A 16,319-nucleotide genomic window follows, 5' to 3' on the forward strand; every position below is an offset into this window, starting at 1 on the left:
ATAATGGCGAGGCCAACCACATATCTGCAAATTTTTGTCGCAACGCTTCTAATGTCGGTCTTTTTTCTGGCGCTCGGTAGCGCCCCGGCGGAAGCAAAAAGCTGCGGCGGCAAAGGGCAAAAACCCTGCCCCATCTGGCACAGCGGACCGGTCTGTAATCCGGGCCTCGGGGATATCAATGACAAATGTACGCCCTGCGGCCGGGCGGGCCAGCGATCATGCCCGGCCATGACAAAGGGCCCGCAATGCGAGAAAGGCCTCGAAAAACACAACGGAAAATGTGTGCGTTGCGGTGGAAAAGACCAGATCGCCTGTAGCTGGCTGCAACCGGGACGCCGCTGCGGCAAGGGACTTGGAAAATTCGGCGATTACTGCAGACCCTGCGGCAAAGACAATCAGAAAGCCTGCCCGAAGATGGAACAGGGCGCTCCTTGTGAACAGGGGCTGCGTGAGGTCGATGACCGCTGCGTCGCCTGTGGGGGCAAGGGGCAAAGGATCTGCCGGATTATCGACAAGGGGCCGGCTTGCAAGGATGGCCTTGAAATCAACTTGCTGACTCAGAAATGCCAACCGGAAGAGCCGGGCGCACGCGAAAAAACCCTGCAACGCTATGAGCAGAACAAGGCAGACATTGGCCGCCGGCAAACGCGCCTTACACAAGCGCTTGCCACGGTGTCCGAAAACCCGCCACCCGGCGAATTGCCGTCGTCTGGCGATAACACCGTGCAAGACACGCTCGATGGAATCTTCATCGGCGCAGATGATCAGGCTCGCCGCGACATGATGAAACGCTATCTGGAAAATGACGACGTGATGGTGGTCACGCTAATGACGGGCGGATCCGGATCGATCATCGTCGGCTATGGCTATTCTTCCGGTTGGGCCATGAAAGCGCGAGGCGGCCCCGGCCAGCCATTCAACTCCAATGCCTCAGCATATGAATGCCGCGCCATCAAAACCCATGTCGCCACCGGCGGGCTGAGCGCTGGTTTCAGCGGAACAGTCGAGATCGGCGAATGGAATGGCGACTTTGATCTGGTCAATGGCAAGAGCAATGGCGTCCAGGCGATGGCGACGGTGCTTGCAGCTGGTTGGGGCGCAGGCGCGCATTTCGGCAAGGACGGCGGCGCCAGCGGCGCCACCGTTATCAATGGCGGCTCCGCTGGCGCTGAGCTGACGCCGATCGAATATGTGCATGGCTGGACAACCGTCGAGGATGAAGAAACCAATTGCGACGAGATAAGCTGGTAAAAGCAGGATAAAAAAAACGCCCTCGCGGTTGCGCGAGGGCGTTGGACGTAAACGCGAATAAACTTGCGTTAGTCGTCTTTGTTGGCGCCTTTCAGGGCGGCGCCGAGAATATCGCCGAGGGAAGCGCCAGAGTCCGCGGACCCGAACTGTTCCACAGCATCTTTTTCTTCCGCCACTTCACGCGCCTTGATGGACACGTTGATACGGCGCGTCTTGGAGTCGATTGACGTTACGCGCGCATCAATCTTGTCGCCGACGGCGAAGCGCTCAGGCCGCTGTTCGGAGCGATCTTTCGACAGATCCGATTTGCGGATAAAGGCTTTCGGGCCTTCTTCGGCGCCAATCTGAACTTCGATGCCGCCGCTTTCGATCGCGGTGACCGTGCAGGTGACGTCAGAGCCGCGGGAAATATCGCCAATCGCGTCCATCGGGTCGGAGCCGACCTGTTTGACGCCAAGAGAGATACGTTCCTTGTCGGGATCGACATCAAGAACTTTGGCCTGAATGACCTGGCCTTTTTCATAATCCTTGATCGCGTCTTCGCCCTGACGGTTCCAGTCGAGATCGGAGAGGTGGACCATGCCGTCCATCTCTTCGTTGAGACCGACGAACAGACCGAACTCGGTGATGTTCTTGATCTCGCCTTCGATCATGGAGCCGATCGGGTGCTCTTCTGCGAAGCGCTCCCACGGATTGTCGGCGCACTGTTTCAGGCCGAGCGAAATACGGCGTTTTTGTTCGTCGACTTCGAGGACCATTACTTCCACTTGCTGAGAAGTGGAAACAATTTTGCCCGGATGGACGTTCTTCTTCACCCAGCTCATTTCAGAAACGTGGACGAGGCCTTCGATGCCGTCTTCCAGTTCAACAAATGCGCCGTAATCAGTGATGTTGGTGACTTTGCCGCTGAACTTGGCGCCCACCGGATATTTCGCCGCCACGCCTTCCCACGGATCAGGCGAAAGCTGCTTGATGCCGAGTGAAATACGGTGCGTTTCCGGGTTGATCTTGATGATCTTGACGCGAACGGTGTCGTTGACGCCGAGCACTTCAGACGGATGATTGACGCGCGACCAGGACATGTCTGTGACATGGAGAAGACCATCGACACCCGGCGCGAGTTCGACGAACGCGCCATATTCGGTGATGTTCTTCACGACGCCTTCGCGCTCATCGCCCTCGTTCAGTTCTTTGACGACTTCCTGACGCTGTTCGGCGCGATCTTCTTCAAGAATGGCGCGGCGCGAAACAACGATATTGCCGCGGCGCTTGTCCATTTTCAAAATGCGGAAAGGCTGCGGCATGTTCATCAGCGGGCCGGCGTCGCGCACGGGGCGGATATCGACCTGTGAACCAGGAAGGAACGCAACTGCGCCGCCGAGATCGACGGTGAAGCCGCCTTTGACGCGGTTGAAAATTTCGCCGTCGACGCGTTCGTTCTTTTCGAAGGTTTTTTCGAGACGGTACCAGGCTTCCTCGCGGCGCGCTTTTTCGCGGCTGATCACCGCTTCGCCATTGGCGTTTTCAACGCGCTCGACGAAGACTTCGACGGTGTCACCGACATTTAGATCCGCGGGCTTTCCAGGCTGGGAGAATTCTTTGAGAGGGACACGGCCCTCGGTTTTCAAACCAACATCAATGACAGCAACGTCTTTTTCGATGGCGGTGATTTTGCCTTGTACGACCGTTTCTTCAAAATCCTGACGGCCAACAAGGGAAGCTTCAAGCATTTCCGCGAAATCGTCGCGGGTCGGGTTAAGGGTTTCAGACACGAGTGTGACAGTCTCCAGGTTTCAGCTTTAAGTGCCTACCGGTTGATCCGGCGGTCTTTCCGGAAGGTTGGCCCCGCCGGACAAATGAGCCGAGTTAAAGTTATGACGGCGCAAATTCCGGATAGACGGACACAAAAACACGTTTTCAGATTTGGATCGGCGGACGGCTGAACCTCAGCCGCAGCGCCGGAAAACGCCGTCAATCACGCGGCGCGCCGCCGCGAAGGCCGCGTCTATAGACAAATGAGTCGTGTCTAGCAACTCCGCGTCGTCCGCCGCCGCCATGGGCGCGTCGTCGCGGGCGGCGTCCCGGGCGTCACGCTCCAGAAGGTCCTGATATATCTCGGCTTCTTCGAGCCCCGGGCGGGCCGGAACCAGCTCCAGCCAGCGCCGGTGGGCGCGCACTTCTGGGCTCGCCGTAACGAAGAATTTCACCGTCGCGTCCGGACAGACCACGGTGCCGATGTCGCGGCCGTCAAGAACAGCCCCCTTGGCCCCTTTTGGCGGCTTCTCAGAAAAGCGCCGCTGGAAGTCGAGAAGCGCCGCCCTGACCGCCGTGTTGGCCGCAACAACGCTCGCTGCGGCGCCCACTTCCTTGGTGCGGATATCGGCGCCGGCGATTTTCTCGATGGCGTAGCCTTGCGCCGCCGCCGCCGCCAATGCCGGATCGGCCGGATCGCCGCCTTCCTTCAGAACCAGCCAGGCGACGCCGCGATAAAGCGTGCCCGTATCGAGATAGGCGAAACTGTAATGGTCGGAAATCAGGCGCGCCAGCGTCCCCTTGCCGGAAGCGGCGGGCCCGTCGAGCGCGATCACAATAGGGGAAGTCCCGGATGCGTCAGTCATCGGGAGGTCACTTATGCTGAAGGCCCCGCCCATGGCAAGGCCGAAACGTGCTCATTTGCTCTCGGGAACAAACTGATCCTTATTCCTATCTCGAATGAAGGCGGACCCTTCAGTCTGATCGATCAAGTGTACCCAGCTATCATCTTGATTGAGCACGGTGCCGAGAGCGACATAATCGCATTCTCGTGCGTCGACTTCTTCATCCGATAAGCCTCGCCAGTCGCCGCGTATCCGCCAACCGCTATCTTGGTGCTTGTCGTCATCTTTCGCGAGATCGGGAGCTTCGCGATAGACATAATGGACTTTGGCTTCGCCGTTTAAGACACAGCGATCAACCAGGCACCGGTCATAATAAGTCCGTCTCGGAAATATGAGCTGCCGGTCTTTGTCTTCATCGGCGAATTCCACATCGATGATATGCCACGAATTGAATTCGACAGGATCGCCCAGGGAAAGGCCAGGAATATCATCTGGCGCATTGTCCAGCTTCCCTCGAAATGCAGGCCCATCAACAGAGACAACTTCTACCCACATCCGCTCAGCGCCGTATTTCGTTCCATCCGCTGTAGGGATGAAAATAAGTTTTACATGATCACCCGGACCAACTGCTTCCACGCGCCGCGTATCGGGAAGAAAGAACGTATAAGGCGCGGCTGCCTGCGTCGGCCGTGGATCGTCGAGAGTGAACGCGCTTTTTTCCATGTTCCTCGTATGGCATCTTTAAAAATCGGCTAGCTATCGGCTTTGGCCTAAACTGGACCCAAATCCCCGCCAAGCGACATCATGAGATCAAAAAATTCCGGAAAACTCGTCGCGATCATCGAGGCGTCATCAATTTCCACGGTTTTCTCACTTGCCAGCCCCGCCACCAGAAAGCTCATGGCGATGCGGTGATCATGATGGGTCTTAATCAGCGCTCCACCCTTCAAGCCGCCTTTCGTTCCCGGACCCTTGCCGCGCACCCGCAGCCAGTCTGGCCCGCTCGCAACATCGCCGCCAATCGCCGCCAATCCGGCTTCAACACATGCAATGCGATCGCTTTCCTTGACGCGCAACTCGCCAAGCCCGCGCATCATGGTTTCGCCATGAGCATGCGCTGCGACAATGGCGAGGATCGGATATTCATCAATCATCGAAGGCGCACGAGCCGCCGGAACCTCGACGCCATGAAGCAGTGAATAGCGCGCGCGAATATCTGCCACCGGTTCGCCATTTTCTTCGCGCTCATTCTCAAACGTGATGTCTGCGCCCATCTCTTTCAGCGTCTCATAAAACCCGATGCGAAGAGGGTTGATGAGAACGCCTTTCAACGTCACGACCGAGCCTTCTGTGATCAGCGCCGCCGCCAGAGGAAACGCCGCCGACGATGGATCGCCCGGCACCGCCACATGGCAGGCGCGAAGCCCTTGTCCGCCGGCGATTTCGATAAAACGCCCGCCTTCGCCATCCGGCGTCATGGACAGCGACGCCCCGAACGCCGCCAGCATCCGCTCGGTGTGATCGCGGCAGAGTTCCGGCTCATGAACGCGCGTGACGCCGTCCGCGCCCAGCGCCGCCAGCAGGATTGCCGACTTCACTTGCGCGGAGGGTGTCGCCAGTTTCACATTGATCGCCTTAAGGTCCTCGCACACATCCATGGTCACAGGCAGGCGGCCCTCGCGATCCGCCGCCTCGACGCCCATCATACGCAGAGGTTCGAGTATGCGTCCCATGGGCCGCGCCCTTAAGGAAACATCGCCATCGAATGACGCCGCCACATGGGCCCCGGCAGCAGCGCCCATGATCAGCCGCACGCCAGTCCCTGAATTTCCAAGATAGAGCGGCCTTTCCGGCGCCGTCCAGGTCGCCCCTTCAACCCGCCAGACTGTCCCGTCCGGACCTCGATCGCGCTCGATTTCAGCGCCAAGCTCCCGCATGGCCGCCGCACTGCGCAACACGTCATCAGCCTCTAGAAGACCCGAAATACGGGTCTCTCCCTTCGCCAGAGCGCCAAGGATCAGGGCCCGGTGGGAAATGGATTTGTCGCCTGGCGCAGCCGCTACGCCGACCATCGGCCCTGATCGGCGGGCGTCAGCCCGCCCGATAGAGGCGCCGCGCCGCGCCCGCGCCTTCGTCGCATTCATGAAGCTCAGCTCTCCTTGAAGGCCCTGATCGGGCGCAATCCTTTTGACAGCCGCTCCCGCCCGTGGCAACAGGTCCGCTTTAATCACAGATTTCCTTACGGACGGCCCCACCCCATGACGAAACCAGAACTCGGCATTAAGCGCGATTGCCCCGAATGCGGCGCACGCTTTTACGACCTCAATAAAGATCCTGCGCATTGCCCCAAATGCGACCATGAATTCACCCCCGAAGCGCTGTTAAAGCCGCGCCGCGCCCGCAAGGAGGATGAAGGGGACAAGACGACCGAAGCCGCGAAGACCACCGAGAAAGAAACCACGCTCGAAAACGCCGAGAAAGAAAAACGCGCCCCCAAATCCAATCGCCGCCCGGCCCTCGATGAGGACAAGGATGATGAGGACGACGATGATGATGATGAACTGGCTGGCATCGCGGATATCGACGTCGATCTCGACGACGATGACGACGAAGAGAGCAATGACAGCCTGCTCGACGACGATGACGATGACGATGTGACCGGCATGGTCAAAAAAGCCGGTGACGACAACGACTAGAGCCATTTGAGGTTTGCGTACGAAGCCAACCGGCTCTGAATTCTTGCACTGGCGCATTCTTGACGCGAACCGGACCCCGCTTCGCCTGAAAATGCGTCAGTAAACGTCGAAAAATCGTCTTGCATCAGCGGAACGGCGTCGCTAGGTTCCGCTGCCCGCGCGCCCGGAAAAGGGAGCGCAACACCGAGGAGCGCGCCCCAATCGCGCTCAACATGGCATCGGGGCTATAGCTCAGTTGGGAGAGCGCTTGCATGGCATGCAAGAGGTCGTCGGTTCGATTCCGACTAGCTCCACCATCTCTTTGATAACATCGCCCTCAAGATGTGCAGTTTGAAGAACTCGTGCAAAGCTGCACGCGCATGGAGCGGCGCGGCCAGCGTGACGCTGAGTTTTCGAAATTGATGGGCGGGATGACCATCTTCGAAATCGCCGAACTGTAGGTGTAGGAGATTTCCGCAACAAGAATGGACGCGCCAGGATCAATCAGCGTAGCTGTCGGAAGCGCGCTGAACGCGGCCCCCTCCACATAGGGCTCGCCGCCTTTATTGTCGCGGCTCCAATGCACAATCGGATCGCCGTCAGGGTCAATGATGACGCTGACAAGGCGAATATCCATGGGCGCGCCGCTGTCATCGACGATCTGGGCGACCCCGTTGAAAAGATCGTCAGCGTCAGAGGTCAAAAGGTTTTTTTCCTGTGACGCCAGATCAGCGAGCGTGTTGACGGCGAGCGCAACTTGCCGGCTGCGCGCCAGCGCGTCAGCGCTTTCGACAACGCCGAAAAAGAGCAGAATCAAGACTGGCGCGACAAACGCGAACTCCGTCGCTGCAATGCCGGAACGGCAGGCGCGCCAACGCCGAAGGAAGCCCGCGAAGATATGTTTCAACCGCAACATCATGATCCTGAAAACGGTTCGTTACGGAAGATAGAAACAGAGACGATTTTTCGCTCGCCATGCGCGGTTTGCGCAAGATTGAGCCCAAGCCCGGGATTGATTGGCTCGTAAAGAAAACAGATGCGCACACGGATAATATCGCGCTGTTGCCCAAAGTCGCCGGTTGAATACTGAGCGCCGGCAATTGTCGGATCATCCCTGTCCCGGCATACCGGCTCGGACAGATCGTCTGCGAGCGCTGCAAAGTTGGAAAATTTCGAAATGTCGATGGTCAGCTTGTCTTCACAATCGCCAAACGCACTGACAACACGGCAGACCTCGTCGAAAAACGCGTCCGCCGACATATCGCCGCTTTGCGCCTGCCCCGTTCGGATCAGTCGCGCAGCGTTGGCGCCCGCCTGCTGCACCGACGTTGTGACAAAGAAATACCAGCCCGCTTCGAAGATAGAGAAAATAAGCGCAAGCAAGATAGGCGCAACGATGGCGAATTCCACCGCCGTCGACCCCTTACGGTTTGCGACCCACGCTCTTGCCGTTCTTAAAGGCATTTCCCGCCCGAAACATATAACGCCGGACGCACGGATAGCGCCCGCAATCTATCGTTAAGGAATAAGGCGACGCCGTTAAAGAAGGATCAGGAAACATGCTTAACAAAAAGAAAAAGCGCCCCTGATGGGCGCTTTCTCACACAGCAAAAAATGCTGTTAGTCGAGCTTGTTCTGGATTTTGTTGCGCGGCGCAGTTTCATCCTTGAGGAGCAGGCGGATCATTTCCGCGCCCTGTTCGAAACCCTCGCGATGCTCATCAGCCTGCATCGACATGGCGGTGTCAACGCCAGTGAAATGGCTAAGCCCCTGACGATTAAGCGAAGACGAGGAAAGATCGTCCGCATAGCCTTCAAGGCTCACCGTCTGGTGCGCATTGGCAAGCTCTCCGACGAACATTTCGGCGAGCCCGAGGAAGTTAATCACCGAAGACGCGATGTTGCCCCGCGGAATGCCGTAATCGGCGATATCGTAACGGCTCACATAAGCGGCGCCGTTTTGATCGATGCCTGCGGTTCCGAACGGATAGCGCACATTGAACGCCTGCACCGTCTGCGGGTTGGCGTTGGCGTCCGAGAAAAACGTCACCGCCTGCATACCGGAGCATTCTGCGCCGTTGCATACCGTGAAAAACAGAATGAACTGCATGGAGCCGCTGGCCGCATGAATATATTGAGCGCCATTGTCGAGCTGGCGCACCTGCCACGGCATGCCGAGCTCATTAAGGACCGGCCCGACCGTCTGAACGCTGAATTTGCGAACCACCGTTTCCGGATTGGAAAGACCCGACCCGGAAGCGCCCATCTCGTTTTGCGCCGACGCGCTGGAAACGCCGACCGTCATCGCCATCGCCGCAGCGCCCAAAATAGCGGTAATCTTTTTCATGACCCCTCTTCCCCTGTAAAAACTCGCGCCGGCCCTCCCCGGCAAGCCTTAACCTTAGGCGAAAAGAGCCCGGACGGCCAGATGCGTGTTTTCCCACTGATTTCGGGTGACTTTCCGTCCTAGGCGTGGTTTACGCGGGCTCTTATGGAAAAAAGACCGTTTTCAGGACCGAAAAAACGCGACGACGCCCGTCGCGGCAAGCCCGACAGGCCATTTGACAAGGCGCGTCCTAAACGCCGTCGCGATGATGATGACCGCTCCGATGACGGACGTCCGGACAAAGGCGAGGCCGGCGCCCGAGCGCGCCCGCTTTCGACCATGCCCGGGGTCGAAGCGCGCCGCGCCGTGCTGGAAATTCTAGACCGCGTCAATGAAGGCGCGACGCTTGACGACGCTATCGCCAGGACGCGGCCCTTTGAACATCTCGAAGGCCCTGACCGCGGCTTCGCCCGGCTTCTGGCCACCGTCACATTGCGCCGTCGCGGCGCTATCGATCACTTGCTCGGAACCTGGTTAGACCGGCCCCTGCCGAAAAAATCCGCGCGCGTCATGGATATTCTGCGCATCGCCGCCGCGCAGCTCTTGATCCTCGAAACTCCGGCGCACGCAGCCGTCGCCACCTCGGTTGAGCTCGCCAATGAGCGCGGAGAAACCGCCGGCTACGCCTCGCTCATCAACGCCATCTCGCGCAAAATCTCAGCCGCAGGCGTTGAAGCCTTTCAGAAAATACCCGCACGCACCGACACGCCGTCATGGATGTGGCGCGCGTGGGAGCGCAGCTATGGCCCCCACGGAGCCAAGGCCATCGTTGAAGCCCATCGCGGCACGCCGCCGCTTGATCTCACCTTCAAGCCTTCCGAGAATCTCGAGGACTGGGCCGCACGCCTGACCGAAGCCGGACAAGATGCAGCACTCCTTTCTCCGGCGACGCTGCGCCTTACGAAAGTGAGCGATGTTACGGCGCTGCCGGGATTTGAGGACGGCGCCTGGTGGGTGCAGGATATCGCAGCGAGCCTGCCGGTCCGGCTCCTGGGCGATGTCGCAGGCAAGAGTGTTTTCGACCTTTGCGCCGCTCCCGGCGGCAAGACACTGCAACTCGCGGCGGCCGGAGCCACGGTGACCGCTGTCGATAAATCTCCCGCCCGCATGGAGCGCGTCAGCGAAAATCTTCTGCGCACGAAACTCACCGCCAATATTGTCGAGGATGACGCCCTGCGCTTCAAGCCGCAGGAAAAGGCCGACATGATCCTGCTCGACGCTCCCTGCACGGCGACCGGGACCATCAGGCGCCATCCGGACATTCCATGGTCGAAAGGCGAAACCGCCCTCACCGCCCTTGCCGAGCTACAAGGCAAGATGATCGACCATGCGCTGAGAAACCTCCTCAAGCCCGGCGGGCTTCTCGTCTATTGCGTGTGCTCGCTCCAGCGCGAAGAAGGCGAGGCCCAGGCGAAAGCGGCGCTGGCGCGCCATGAAAATCTTGAGCGCATCGCGATCATGGCGGACGAAATCGGCGGCTATGAGAAGGCTGTCACCCGCGACGGCGACCTCAGAACCCTGCCCTCAATGCTCGGGGAAAAGGGCGGCATGGACGGCTTCTTCGCCGCCCGGTTCCGCTGGAATGGCTGAACGGCCGGATAAATCGTTAAAAATTAAACATTTAAGCGCCGCGCAGAAGCGCCAAAATCGACCGAAATCGGACCTGGCGCCTCTTGATCGCGGCCCCAAGGCCCCCGATATTACGCCCTGAACTCCGCTGGGCGAAAAACCCGACGGAATCGATGAAACGAAAGGATCAACGTCACATGAACGACTCTCGCAGACAATTCGGCAGCGCCGTCCCGCATACCGGAGGCGTCGCCATCGATCAGGGCCTGCGCCAGTACATGCTCGGCGTTTACAACTATATGGCGCTCGGCGTCGCCGGCACTGGTCTCATCGCCATGCTCATGGCGTCCAATCCTGCCCTTATGATCCAGATCATGACCACGCCCCTGAAATGGGTCGGCTTTATCGGGATTCTCGGCATCGGCTGGTTTGCGCCCCGAGTGATGATGAGCGGATCCAAAGTCGCCGCTCATGGCATGTTCTGGCTATACGCCGCGCTCTGGGGCGCGATGATTGCGCCCATGCTGTTCATGTTTCAACAGCAAGGCGCCGCGGTTGAGATTTACAAGGCTTTCTTCATCACAGCGTCCGTCTTTGGCGCAGTGAGCCTCTATGGCTATACGACAAAACGCGACCTTTCCGGTTTCGCCCAGTTCTTTTTTATGGCGAGCATTGGCTTGGTCATCGCGATCGTCGTCAACGCCCTGATCTTCAAAAGCGGCATGATGAGTCTGATCACTTCCAGTCTCGTCGTCCTCGTCTTCTCAGGCGTCACGGCCTACGAGACACAAATGATCAAATCGCTTTACCGCGAAGGCAGCGCCATGAATGAACGCACGGCGATTTTCGGCGCCTTCGCGCTCTATGGCTCCTTCGTCACACTCTTTGTGCACATCCTCAATATTCTCGGGATCATGCGCGACTAGGCCGAGGAAACATCCCGGAAACAGCAAAGCCCCGCCAATGGCGGGGCTTTTTCTTTACAGGCGCACGCCAAAGCCGGAAGATCGTACAAAACAGGAGACGCCCGAATGACAACTTTGCCGACGCCGCTCGTTTCCAGTGACTGGCTCGCCGACAATCTTGGCGCGCCGGACCTCGTCATTCTCGACTGCACGACGGTTCAGGAAGCGACAGCCGACGGGTCCTACGCCTTTGCTCCCGGCAAGGAGGCCTACGCCAAGGGCCATATTCCGGGCGCGGTGTTTTGCAACGTCCTTGAAACCCTCGCCGACAAGGACGATCCCCGGCCGCTGATGATGCCGAAATCGCAAGCGATCAAAGAGGCGATGGAAACCCTTGGGGTCGGTGATGGCACCAGCGTCGTTGTCTATGATCGCGGCAACCACACTTGGGCGGCGCGGGTCTGGTGGAGCCTGAAAACCCATGGCTTTGACAAGGCCGCTGTCCTCGATGGCGGCTGGATGAAATGGACAGCGGAAGACCGCCCGGTCTCGACTGACACGCCCGCCATCAGACCCGCGTGTTTCACGCCCAACCATCAGCCGCAACGGATCGTGGCAAAAGAGGATGTGCTGACGGCGACAAGTGGTAACGCCAAAACACTCATTCATTCCCTGTCGCCGGAAGAATTCACCGGCGAAAAGCAAGTCATGCCAAGACCCGGACGTATTGCGAACAGCGTCAATGCGCCGGCCAACGCCCTGATCGATCCTGCAAACGGCGCCTATAAGAACAAGGACGCGCTTCTGGCGCATTTCCAAAAAGCCGGCGTCAGCCTTGATCGGCCCGCAATCACCTATTGCGGCGGGGGCGTCGCCGCCTGTTCCAACGCGCTGGCGCTAACCCTGCTGGGGTTTGACGATGTCGCCGTTTATGACGGATCGCTGGCAGAGTGGACCGCCGACCCCGACGCCCCCATGGAAACGGGATAGACTGTCGCAAAAGTGAGACCGGCTGAGCTTAATGTCATCGATCGCGATTTGCCGGCGTAAGGCAGCGCCCGTAAAAGGTGGTTATGCAGAGTTTTGATTGTTTCGAGTTGGCCATCACCAACGCCGACGCCGCAGCGGCAAAAACTTATGACCGCTATGTGGGCGAGTTTTTAAGCTATGGGCCGGAGCTGCGCTGTCTTTTCGCAGCAGCGGATGAAAATCCCGACGCCCCGCTTTTAAACGCGCACGCCGCTGCGCTGCATATGGCGTTTGAAGCCGCCGATGGATGGGTCGCGGCGGCGCCTTATCTCGCACGCATGAACCAAAAACAGGCGGACGCAAACGAACGCGAAAAACTCTTCTGCGCCGCCGTCTCTGCATGGCATCAGCAAAATTTCACCGCCGCTCTCGAAGCATTTGACGAGCTCACTGTGCGCTGGCCCGCCGATCTGTGCGCCATAAAATGGGGCCAGTATCACGCCTTTAATCTCGGCGACGCCGGCGCCTTGCTTCGTTTCGGCGAGCGCGCGCGCATCGCCCATGAAAACGCGCCTTACGCTCATGGCATGACAGCCTTTGCGCTGGAGCAAAATCACCGCCTGGGCGAAGCCGAAGACGAGGGCATGCGCGCGTCCGAAATCGCTATTGATGACGCTTGGGCGCATCACGCGGTTGCGCATGTCATGGAAACCCAGCACCGCGCCCGCGAAGGCGCGCGCTGGCTCGATCGGTGCGCCCACACATGGGAGCATAAGGGCGTCTTCATCCGCGACCATAATTACTGGCATAGCGCGCTGTTTCACCTGGCTCTCGGTCAGGAAACCGAAGCGCTGGCCCTGTTTGACAGACGCCTCTGGGGCGCATGGCCGGAATTTCCGCAAGAGCAGATCGGCGCCGTCTCGATGCTGTGGCGGCTCGACCTTCGGGGCGTCGACACTGGCGAACGCTGGGCGCCGGTTGTGGCGGAAGCGCGCAAGCGCGCGGGCGATCATCTCTTTCCCTTCCATGACCTGCACTATCTTTATGCGCTCGCCCGCGCAGGCGAACCCCATGAAGCAGACGACTTCCTCGTCACGCTGCGCAGGAAAGCGGAAGACGACATAACCGGCGTCTGGGGGGATATCTGCGTACCCGTTGCAGAAGGCCTTGTCGCCTATTTGCGCGATGATCATGAAACGGCGCTTGAAAAAATTTCGCTCGCCATACCCGCTCTCCACCGCATCGGCGGCAGCCACGCCCAGCGGCATGTCTTTGTCGAAACGCTTGAAGCCTGCATGAAAAAACCCCGGCGCGAGACCGGGGCTTTTGAAGCTTAAATTGAGCTCGAGAACCGCGAGGCTAGCCTGCGCGAGAAGCCTCGAAGATACTGTCGATCGCCTCAGCAAGCTTGGCGTCAAATTCCGCATCACTTTGCTTGGCGGAAAGGCCTTCGGTCAGCGCCCGCGAAAAACTGGCGATCATGCCGGTGTTTTGCGCCAGCTTCGCATTCGCTTCATCGCGCGAATATCCGCCTGAAAGCGCAACGACACGCATGACGCGTGGATCGTCAATAAGAGGCTTATAAAGGTTGGCCTTGGTGGGCAGCGTCAGCTTCAGCATGACCTGTTTCCCCGAAGGAACTATGTCGAGATTCTTTTTGATCTCCGCGAGCAGGATGTCTTCGGCCTCCGCTTTATCCGCAATCGAAATCGTCACTTCCGGCTCGATGATCGGCACCAGGCCATGGGAAAGAATCTGGTTTCCGATTTCGAATTGCTGGGCGACGATCGCCGCAATGCCTGCCGGGTTCGCCGCGTCGATCACCGAACGCATCTTCGTGCCGAAGACGCCTTTTTTAACGGCGCGTTCCAATAGCGCATCAAGTTCAGGCATCGGCTTCATCAGCTTCACGCCGTCTTTTTCATCAGCAAGGCCCTTATCAACCTTCAGGAACGGAACAACGCCGCGCTTCTCCCAGAGATATTGCGCGGTCGGCACGCCATCGATGTCGCCATCCATGGTGCGTTCAAACAGGATCGCGCCCATGACCTTGTCGCCTGTGAAGGCCGGCGACTTGATGATCCGCGCGCGCATCTGGTGAATGAGGCCGAACATTTCCTCGTCATTGGAATATTCGCTCTCATCAACCCCATAGAGCTTGAGCGCTTTCGGCGTCGATCCGCCGGACTGATCGAGGGCGGCGATAAACCCGTCTTTATTGGCGGCCTGATCGGCCATTTTCGTTTGCGTCATAACATCCTCTTTTTCGTAATTCCTAAATCTTCAACCAGCGCTCGACGAAAGCAGGTCCGGTTTCTGCAGAGTCCTCGCACCACGGACGCCATTGAAAGCCCCGAGCAGTGCCCAACCCCAAATCCAAGAAAATGCGTTGATATCCAAATCAACAATTCGAACGACAACCTCAGCCAAGATCAGCAAGAAAGATAACAGTGCCGACACAAATGAAGCACGGCGCCATATCAAAAAGCTAAGAAGCATGAAAAGAGCTGCACGTATCGCCTCAAATACTTTTAGATAGAGCACCAGATCCTGATTTCGAAAATTTTCTCCGATAACAGTTTGCTCGCCATAAAACTGAACCATCACAAGTGTAAAAACCGCTGATAATGCTCCCCACGCGGCTGCATAACTTCCTTGTCGGGAGGTTGATTTTGCCGATGCATAGGAACGAACGCTTGGAAACAAAATCCGAGGCGAACCATTTTGTCCTCCCTCTGCCTGTCTCCCCTCGGGCATTGTCTATTCCTTAGCCTTCCAGCGCCGCCACACCCGGCAGCGTTTTGCCCTCAAGCCATTCTAGGAACGCGCCGCCCGCCGTTGAAACATAAGTGAAATCATCTTCCACGCCGGCCGCGCTGAGCGCTGCGACCGTATCCCCCCCGCCTGCGACGGCGACAAGGCCGTCGTCTTTCACGCGCTTGGCGGCGTAGCGCGCCGCCTCCACAGTCGCCGTATCGAACGGCTTTATCTCAAAAGCGCCAAGGGGCCCGTTCCAGACCAACGTCTTGGCGGCTTCAATTTTTTCAGCGATCAGGTTCACCGTATCGGGTCCGAGATCGAGGATCATATCGTCAGCGCCGACGGCGTCGGCGGCCTTGACCTCGCGATCGGCGCCTTCCTTGAACTCCTTGGCGACGACCACATCGACGGGCAGGATGATTTCGCACCCTTTCGCCGACGCCTGTGTCATAATCTCACGCGCCGTGTCGGCGAGGTCTGGCTCGCAAAGCGATTTCCCGACGGAAATTCCTTTCGCGAACAAAAATGTGTTCGCCATGCCGCCGCCGACAGCGAGGATGTCCGCTTTTCCAACGAGGTTCACCAGAAGCTCAATCTTGGTTGAGACCTTGGCGCCGCCGACAACCGCCATCATCGGCCGCACAGGCGCCGACAAGGCGGCTTTGAGATAGTCAAGTTCGCGCTCCATGGCGCGACCCGCCGCAGACGGCAGCAGATGCGCAACCCCCTCGGTGGAGGCGTGGGCGCGGTGCGCGGCCGAGAAGGCGTCGTTCACATAAACATCGCCATTTTCGGCGAGCGCTTTTGCAAATTCCGGATCGTTCTTTTCCTCGCCGGCGTGAAAGCGGGTGTTTTCAAACACCGCCACATCGCCATCGAGCATTCGTTTGACGGTTTTCTTTGCCGCATCGCCGATACAGTCCTCAGCGAACTCAACCGGACCGCCGAGAAATTTCTCCAGCGCTTTCGCCACCGGCTTCAACGACATTTCAGGATCAGCTTTACCCTTGGGACGTCCGAAATGGGAGAGAAGGAGAACCTTGGCTCCTTTTTTGGAAAGCTCCTGAATGGTCGGCAAAGCGCGCTCGATCCGGGTGGCGTCCGTAATGGCGCCGTCTTTCATCGGCACATTGAAATCAACGCGCACAAGAACGCGCTTTCCAGCCACATCCAGATCGTCAATCGTTCGGTATCGCGCCATCTGAATC

The 16,319-nt window shown here is 58.5% G+C and carries 16 protein-coding genes and 1 tRNA gene; 7 read left to right on the forward strand and 10 right to left on the reverse strand.

The features are described from left to right. Positions 1-3: 3 nt before the first annotated feature. Positions 4-1,251: a hypothetical protein gene (locus ACFOOP_RS02805; protein WP_379879344.1), complete on the forward strand. Its 1,248-nt coding sequence runs from the start codon at positions 4-6 to the stop codon at positions 1,249-1,251. A gap of 68 nt (positions 1,252-1,319) precedes the next feature. Here ACFOOP_RS02805 and rpsA read toward each other — a convergent pair whose 3' ends face one another. From rpsA to aroA, 4 genes are all read right to left on the reverse strand, one after another. Next, positions 1,320-3,023: a 30S ribosomal protein S1 gene (gene rpsA, locus ACFOOP_RS02810; RefSeq protein ID WP_379879345.1), complete on the reverse strand. Its 1,704-nt coding sequence runs from the start codon at positions 3,021-3,023 to the stop codon at positions 1,320-1,322. 174 nt (positions 3,024-3,197) lie between these two features. After that, positions 3,198-3,842, reverse strand: a complete 645-nt coding sequence (gene cmk, locus ACFOOP_RS02815) for a (d)CMP kinase (RefSeq protein ID WP_379881488.1) — start codon at positions 3,840-3,842, stop codon at positions 3,198-3,200. A gap of 78 nt (positions 3,843-3,920) precedes the next feature. Beyond that, positions 3,921-4,571, reverse strand: a complete 651-nt coding sequence (locus ACFOOP_RS02820) for an immunity protein Imm33 domain-containing protein (RefSeq protein WP_379879346.1) — start codon at positions 4,569-4,571, stop codon at positions 3,921-3,923. A 47-nt stretch (positions 4,572-4,618) separates the two neighbouring features. Further along, positions 4,619-5,992 carry a 3-phosphoshikimate 1-carboxyvinyltransferase gene (aroA, locus tag ACFOOP_RS02825; RefSeq protein ID WP_379879347.1) on the reverse strand — a complete coding sequence of 458 codons (1,374 nt, stop codon included), beginning with the start codon at positions 5,990-5,992 and terminating at the stop codon, positions 4,619-4,621. A 114-nt stretch (positions 5,993-6,106) separates the two neighbouring features. Between aroA and ACFOOP_RS02830 the strand changes: the two genes are divergently transcribed. Next, positions 6,107-6,544 (forward strand): TIGR02300 family protein, encoded by a 438-nt coding sequence (locus ACFOOP_RS02830; RefSeq protein ID WP_379879348.1) that lies wholly within the window; start codon positions 6,107-6,109, stop codon positions 6,542-6,544. Positions 6,545-6,764: 220 nt separating this feature from the next. Continuing rightward, positions 6,765-6,840, forward strand: a tRNA-Ala gene (locus ACFOOP_RS02835). A 20-nt stretch (positions 6,841-6,860) separates the two neighbouring features. On the opposite strand, the gene ACFOOP_RS02840 is transcribed toward ACFOOP_RS02835, so the two are convergent. From ACFOOP_RS02840 to ACFOOP_RS02850, 3 genes are all read right to left on the reverse strand, one after another. Next, entirely contained in the window at positions 6,861-7,442 is a 582-nt protein-coding gene (locus tag ACFOOP_RS02840; protein ID WP_379879349.1) for a TadE/TadG family type IV pilus assembly protein, read from the reverse strand. Beyond that, positions 7,439-7,987, reverse strand: a complete 549-nt coding sequence (locus ACFOOP_RS02845) for a TadE/TadG family type IV pilus assembly protein (RefSeq protein ID WP_379879350.1) — start codon at positions 7,985-7,987, stop codon at positions 7,439-7,441. Before ACFOOP_RS02845 ends, ACFOOP_RS02840 begins: the two co-directional genes overlap by 4 nt. Positions 7,988-8,143: 156 nt before the next feature. Continuing rightward, on the reverse strand, positions 8,144-8,869 hold the full coding sequence (locus ACFOOP_RS02850) for a YbjN domain-containing protein (protein WP_379879351.1): 726 nt from the start codon (positions 8,867-8,869) through the stop codon (positions 8,144-8,146). Between the two features lie 144 nt (positions 8,870-9,013). Between ACFOOP_RS02850 and ACFOOP_RS02855 the strand changes: the two genes are divergently transcribed. The 4 genes from ACFOOP_RS02855 (at position 9,014) to ACFOOP_RS02870 (ending at position 13,688) form a co-directional block, all read left to right on the forward strand. After that, positions 9,014-10,498, forward strand: coding sequence for an RsmB/NOP family class I SAM-dependent RNA methyltransferase (locus tag ACFOOP_RS02855; RefSeq protein ID WP_379879352.1), 1,485 nt, complete (start codon positions 9,014-9,016; stop codon positions 10,496-10,498). Positions 10,499-10,674: 176 nt separating this feature from the next. After that, on the forward strand, positions 10,675-11,403 hold the full coding sequence (locus ACFOOP_RS02860; RefSeq protein WP_379879353.1) for a Bax inhibitor-1/YccA family protein: 729 nt from the start codon (positions 10,675-10,677) through the stop codon (positions 11,401-11,403). Between the two features lie 105 nt (positions 11,404-11,508). Next, positions 11,509-12,372, forward strand: a complete 864-nt coding sequence (locus tag ACFOOP_RS02865) for a sulfurtransferase (RefSeq protein WP_379879354.1) — start codon at positions 11,509-11,511, stop codon at positions 12,370-12,372. Between the two features lie 83 nt (positions 12,373-12,455). Further along, the gene (locus ACFOOP_RS02870; protein ID WP_379879355.1) at positions 12,456-13,688 is read left to right on the forward strand and encodes a tetratricopeptide repeat protein; all 1,233 of its coding nucleotides are present in this window, start codon (positions 12,456-12,458) and stop codon (positions 13,686-13,688) included. Between the two features lie 22 nt (positions 13,689-13,710). Here the strand turns inward: ACFOOP_RS02870 and ACFOOP_RS02875 are convergent, their stop codons facing one another. Genes ACFOOP_RS02875 through ACFOOP_RS02885 form a run of 3 tightly spaced genes read right to left on the reverse strand, consistent with a single transcriptional unit; the run spans position 13,711 to position 16,312 of the window. Then, the gene (locus ACFOOP_RS02875) at positions 13,711-14,604 is read right to left on the reverse strand and encodes a fructose bisphosphate aldolase (protein WP_379879356.1); all 894 of its coding nucleotides are present in this window, start codon (positions 14,602-14,604) and stop codon (positions 13,711-13,713) included. Positions 14,605-14,634: 30 nt separating this feature from the next. Beyond that, on the reverse strand, positions 14,635-15,108 hold the full coding sequence (locus tag ACFOOP_RS02880; RefSeq protein ID WP_379879357.1) for a hypothetical protein: 474 nt from the start codon (positions 15,106-15,108) through the stop codon (positions 14,635-14,637). A 10-nt stretch (positions 15,109-15,118) separates the two neighbouring features. Then, positions 15,119-16,312, reverse strand: coding sequence for a phosphoglycerate kinase (locus ACFOOP_RS02885; RefSeq protein WP_379879358.1), 1,194 nt, complete (start codon positions 16,310-16,312; stop codon positions 15,119-15,121). Between the last annotated feature and the right edge of the window lie 7 nt (positions 16,313-16,319).

This window comes from Hyphococcus aureus (assembly GCF_042643165.1).
Taxonomy (GTDB): domain Bacteria; phylum Pseudomonadota; class Alphaproteobacteria; order Caulobacterales; family Parvularculaceae; genus Hyphococcus; species Hyphococcus aureus.

Excerpts from the sequence above, each read along its gene's own strand:
- ACFOOP_RS02880 (WP_379879357.1), bottom strand. The coding sequence starts at position 15,108 with ATGCCCGAGGGGAGACAGGCAGAGGGAGGACAAAATGGTTCGCCTCGG.
- ACFOOP_RS02805 (WP_379879344.1), top strand. The coding sequence starts at position 4 with ATGGCGAGGCCAACCACATATCTGCAAATTTTTGTCGCAACGCTTCTA.
- ACFOOP_RS02830 (WP_379879348.1), top strand. The coding sequence starts at position 6,107 with ATGACGAAACCAGAACTCGGCATTAAGCGCGATTGCCCCGAATGCGGC.
- aroA (WP_379879347.1), bottom strand. The coding sequence starts at position 5,992 with ATGAATGCGACGAAGGCGCGGGCGCGGCGCGGCGCCTCTATCGGGCGG.
- ACFOOP_RS02860 (WP_379879353.1), top strand. The coding sequence starts at position 10,675 with ATGAACGACTCTCGCAGACAATTCGGCAGCGCCGTCCCGCATACCGGA.
- ACFOOP_RS02885 (WP_379879358.1), bottom strand. The coding sequence starts at position 16,312 with ATGGCGCGATACCGAACGATTGACGATCTGGATGTGGCTGGAAAGCGC.
- ACFOOP_RS02845 (WP_379879350.1), bottom strand. The coding sequence starts at position 7,987 with ATGCCTTTAAGAACGGCAAGAGCGTGGGTCGCAAACCGTAAGGGGTCG.
- ACFOOP_RS02865 (WP_379879354.1), top strand. The coding sequence starts at position 11,509 with ATGACAACTTTGCCGACGCCGCTCGTTTCCAGTGACTGGCTCGCCGAC.
- ACFOOP_RS02855 (WP_379879352.1), top strand. The coding sequence starts at position 9,014 with ATGGAAAAAAGACCGTTTTCAGGACCGAAAAAACGCGACGACGCCCGT.
- ACFOOP_RS02840 (WP_379879349.1), bottom strand. The coding sequence starts at position 7,442 with ATGATGTTGCGGTTGAAACATATCTTCGCGGGCTTCCTTCGGCGTTGG.
- ACFOOP_RS02870 (WP_379879355.1), top strand. The coding sequence starts at position 12,456 with ATGCAGAGTTTTGATTGTTTCGAGTTGGCCATCACCAACGCCGACGCC.
- ACFOOP_RS02875 (WP_379879356.1), bottom strand. The coding sequence starts at position 14,604 with ATGACGCAAACGAAAATGGCCGATCAGGCCGCCAATAAAGACGGGTTT.
- ACFOOP_RS02820 (WP_379879346.1), bottom strand. The coding sequence starts at position 4,571 with ATGGAAAAAAGCGCGTTCACTCTCGACGATCCACGGCCGACGCAGGCA.
- ACFOOP_RS02850 (WP_379879351.1), bottom strand. The coding sequence starts at position 8,869 with ATGAAAAAGATTACCGCTATTTTGGGCGCTGCGGCGATGGCGATGACG.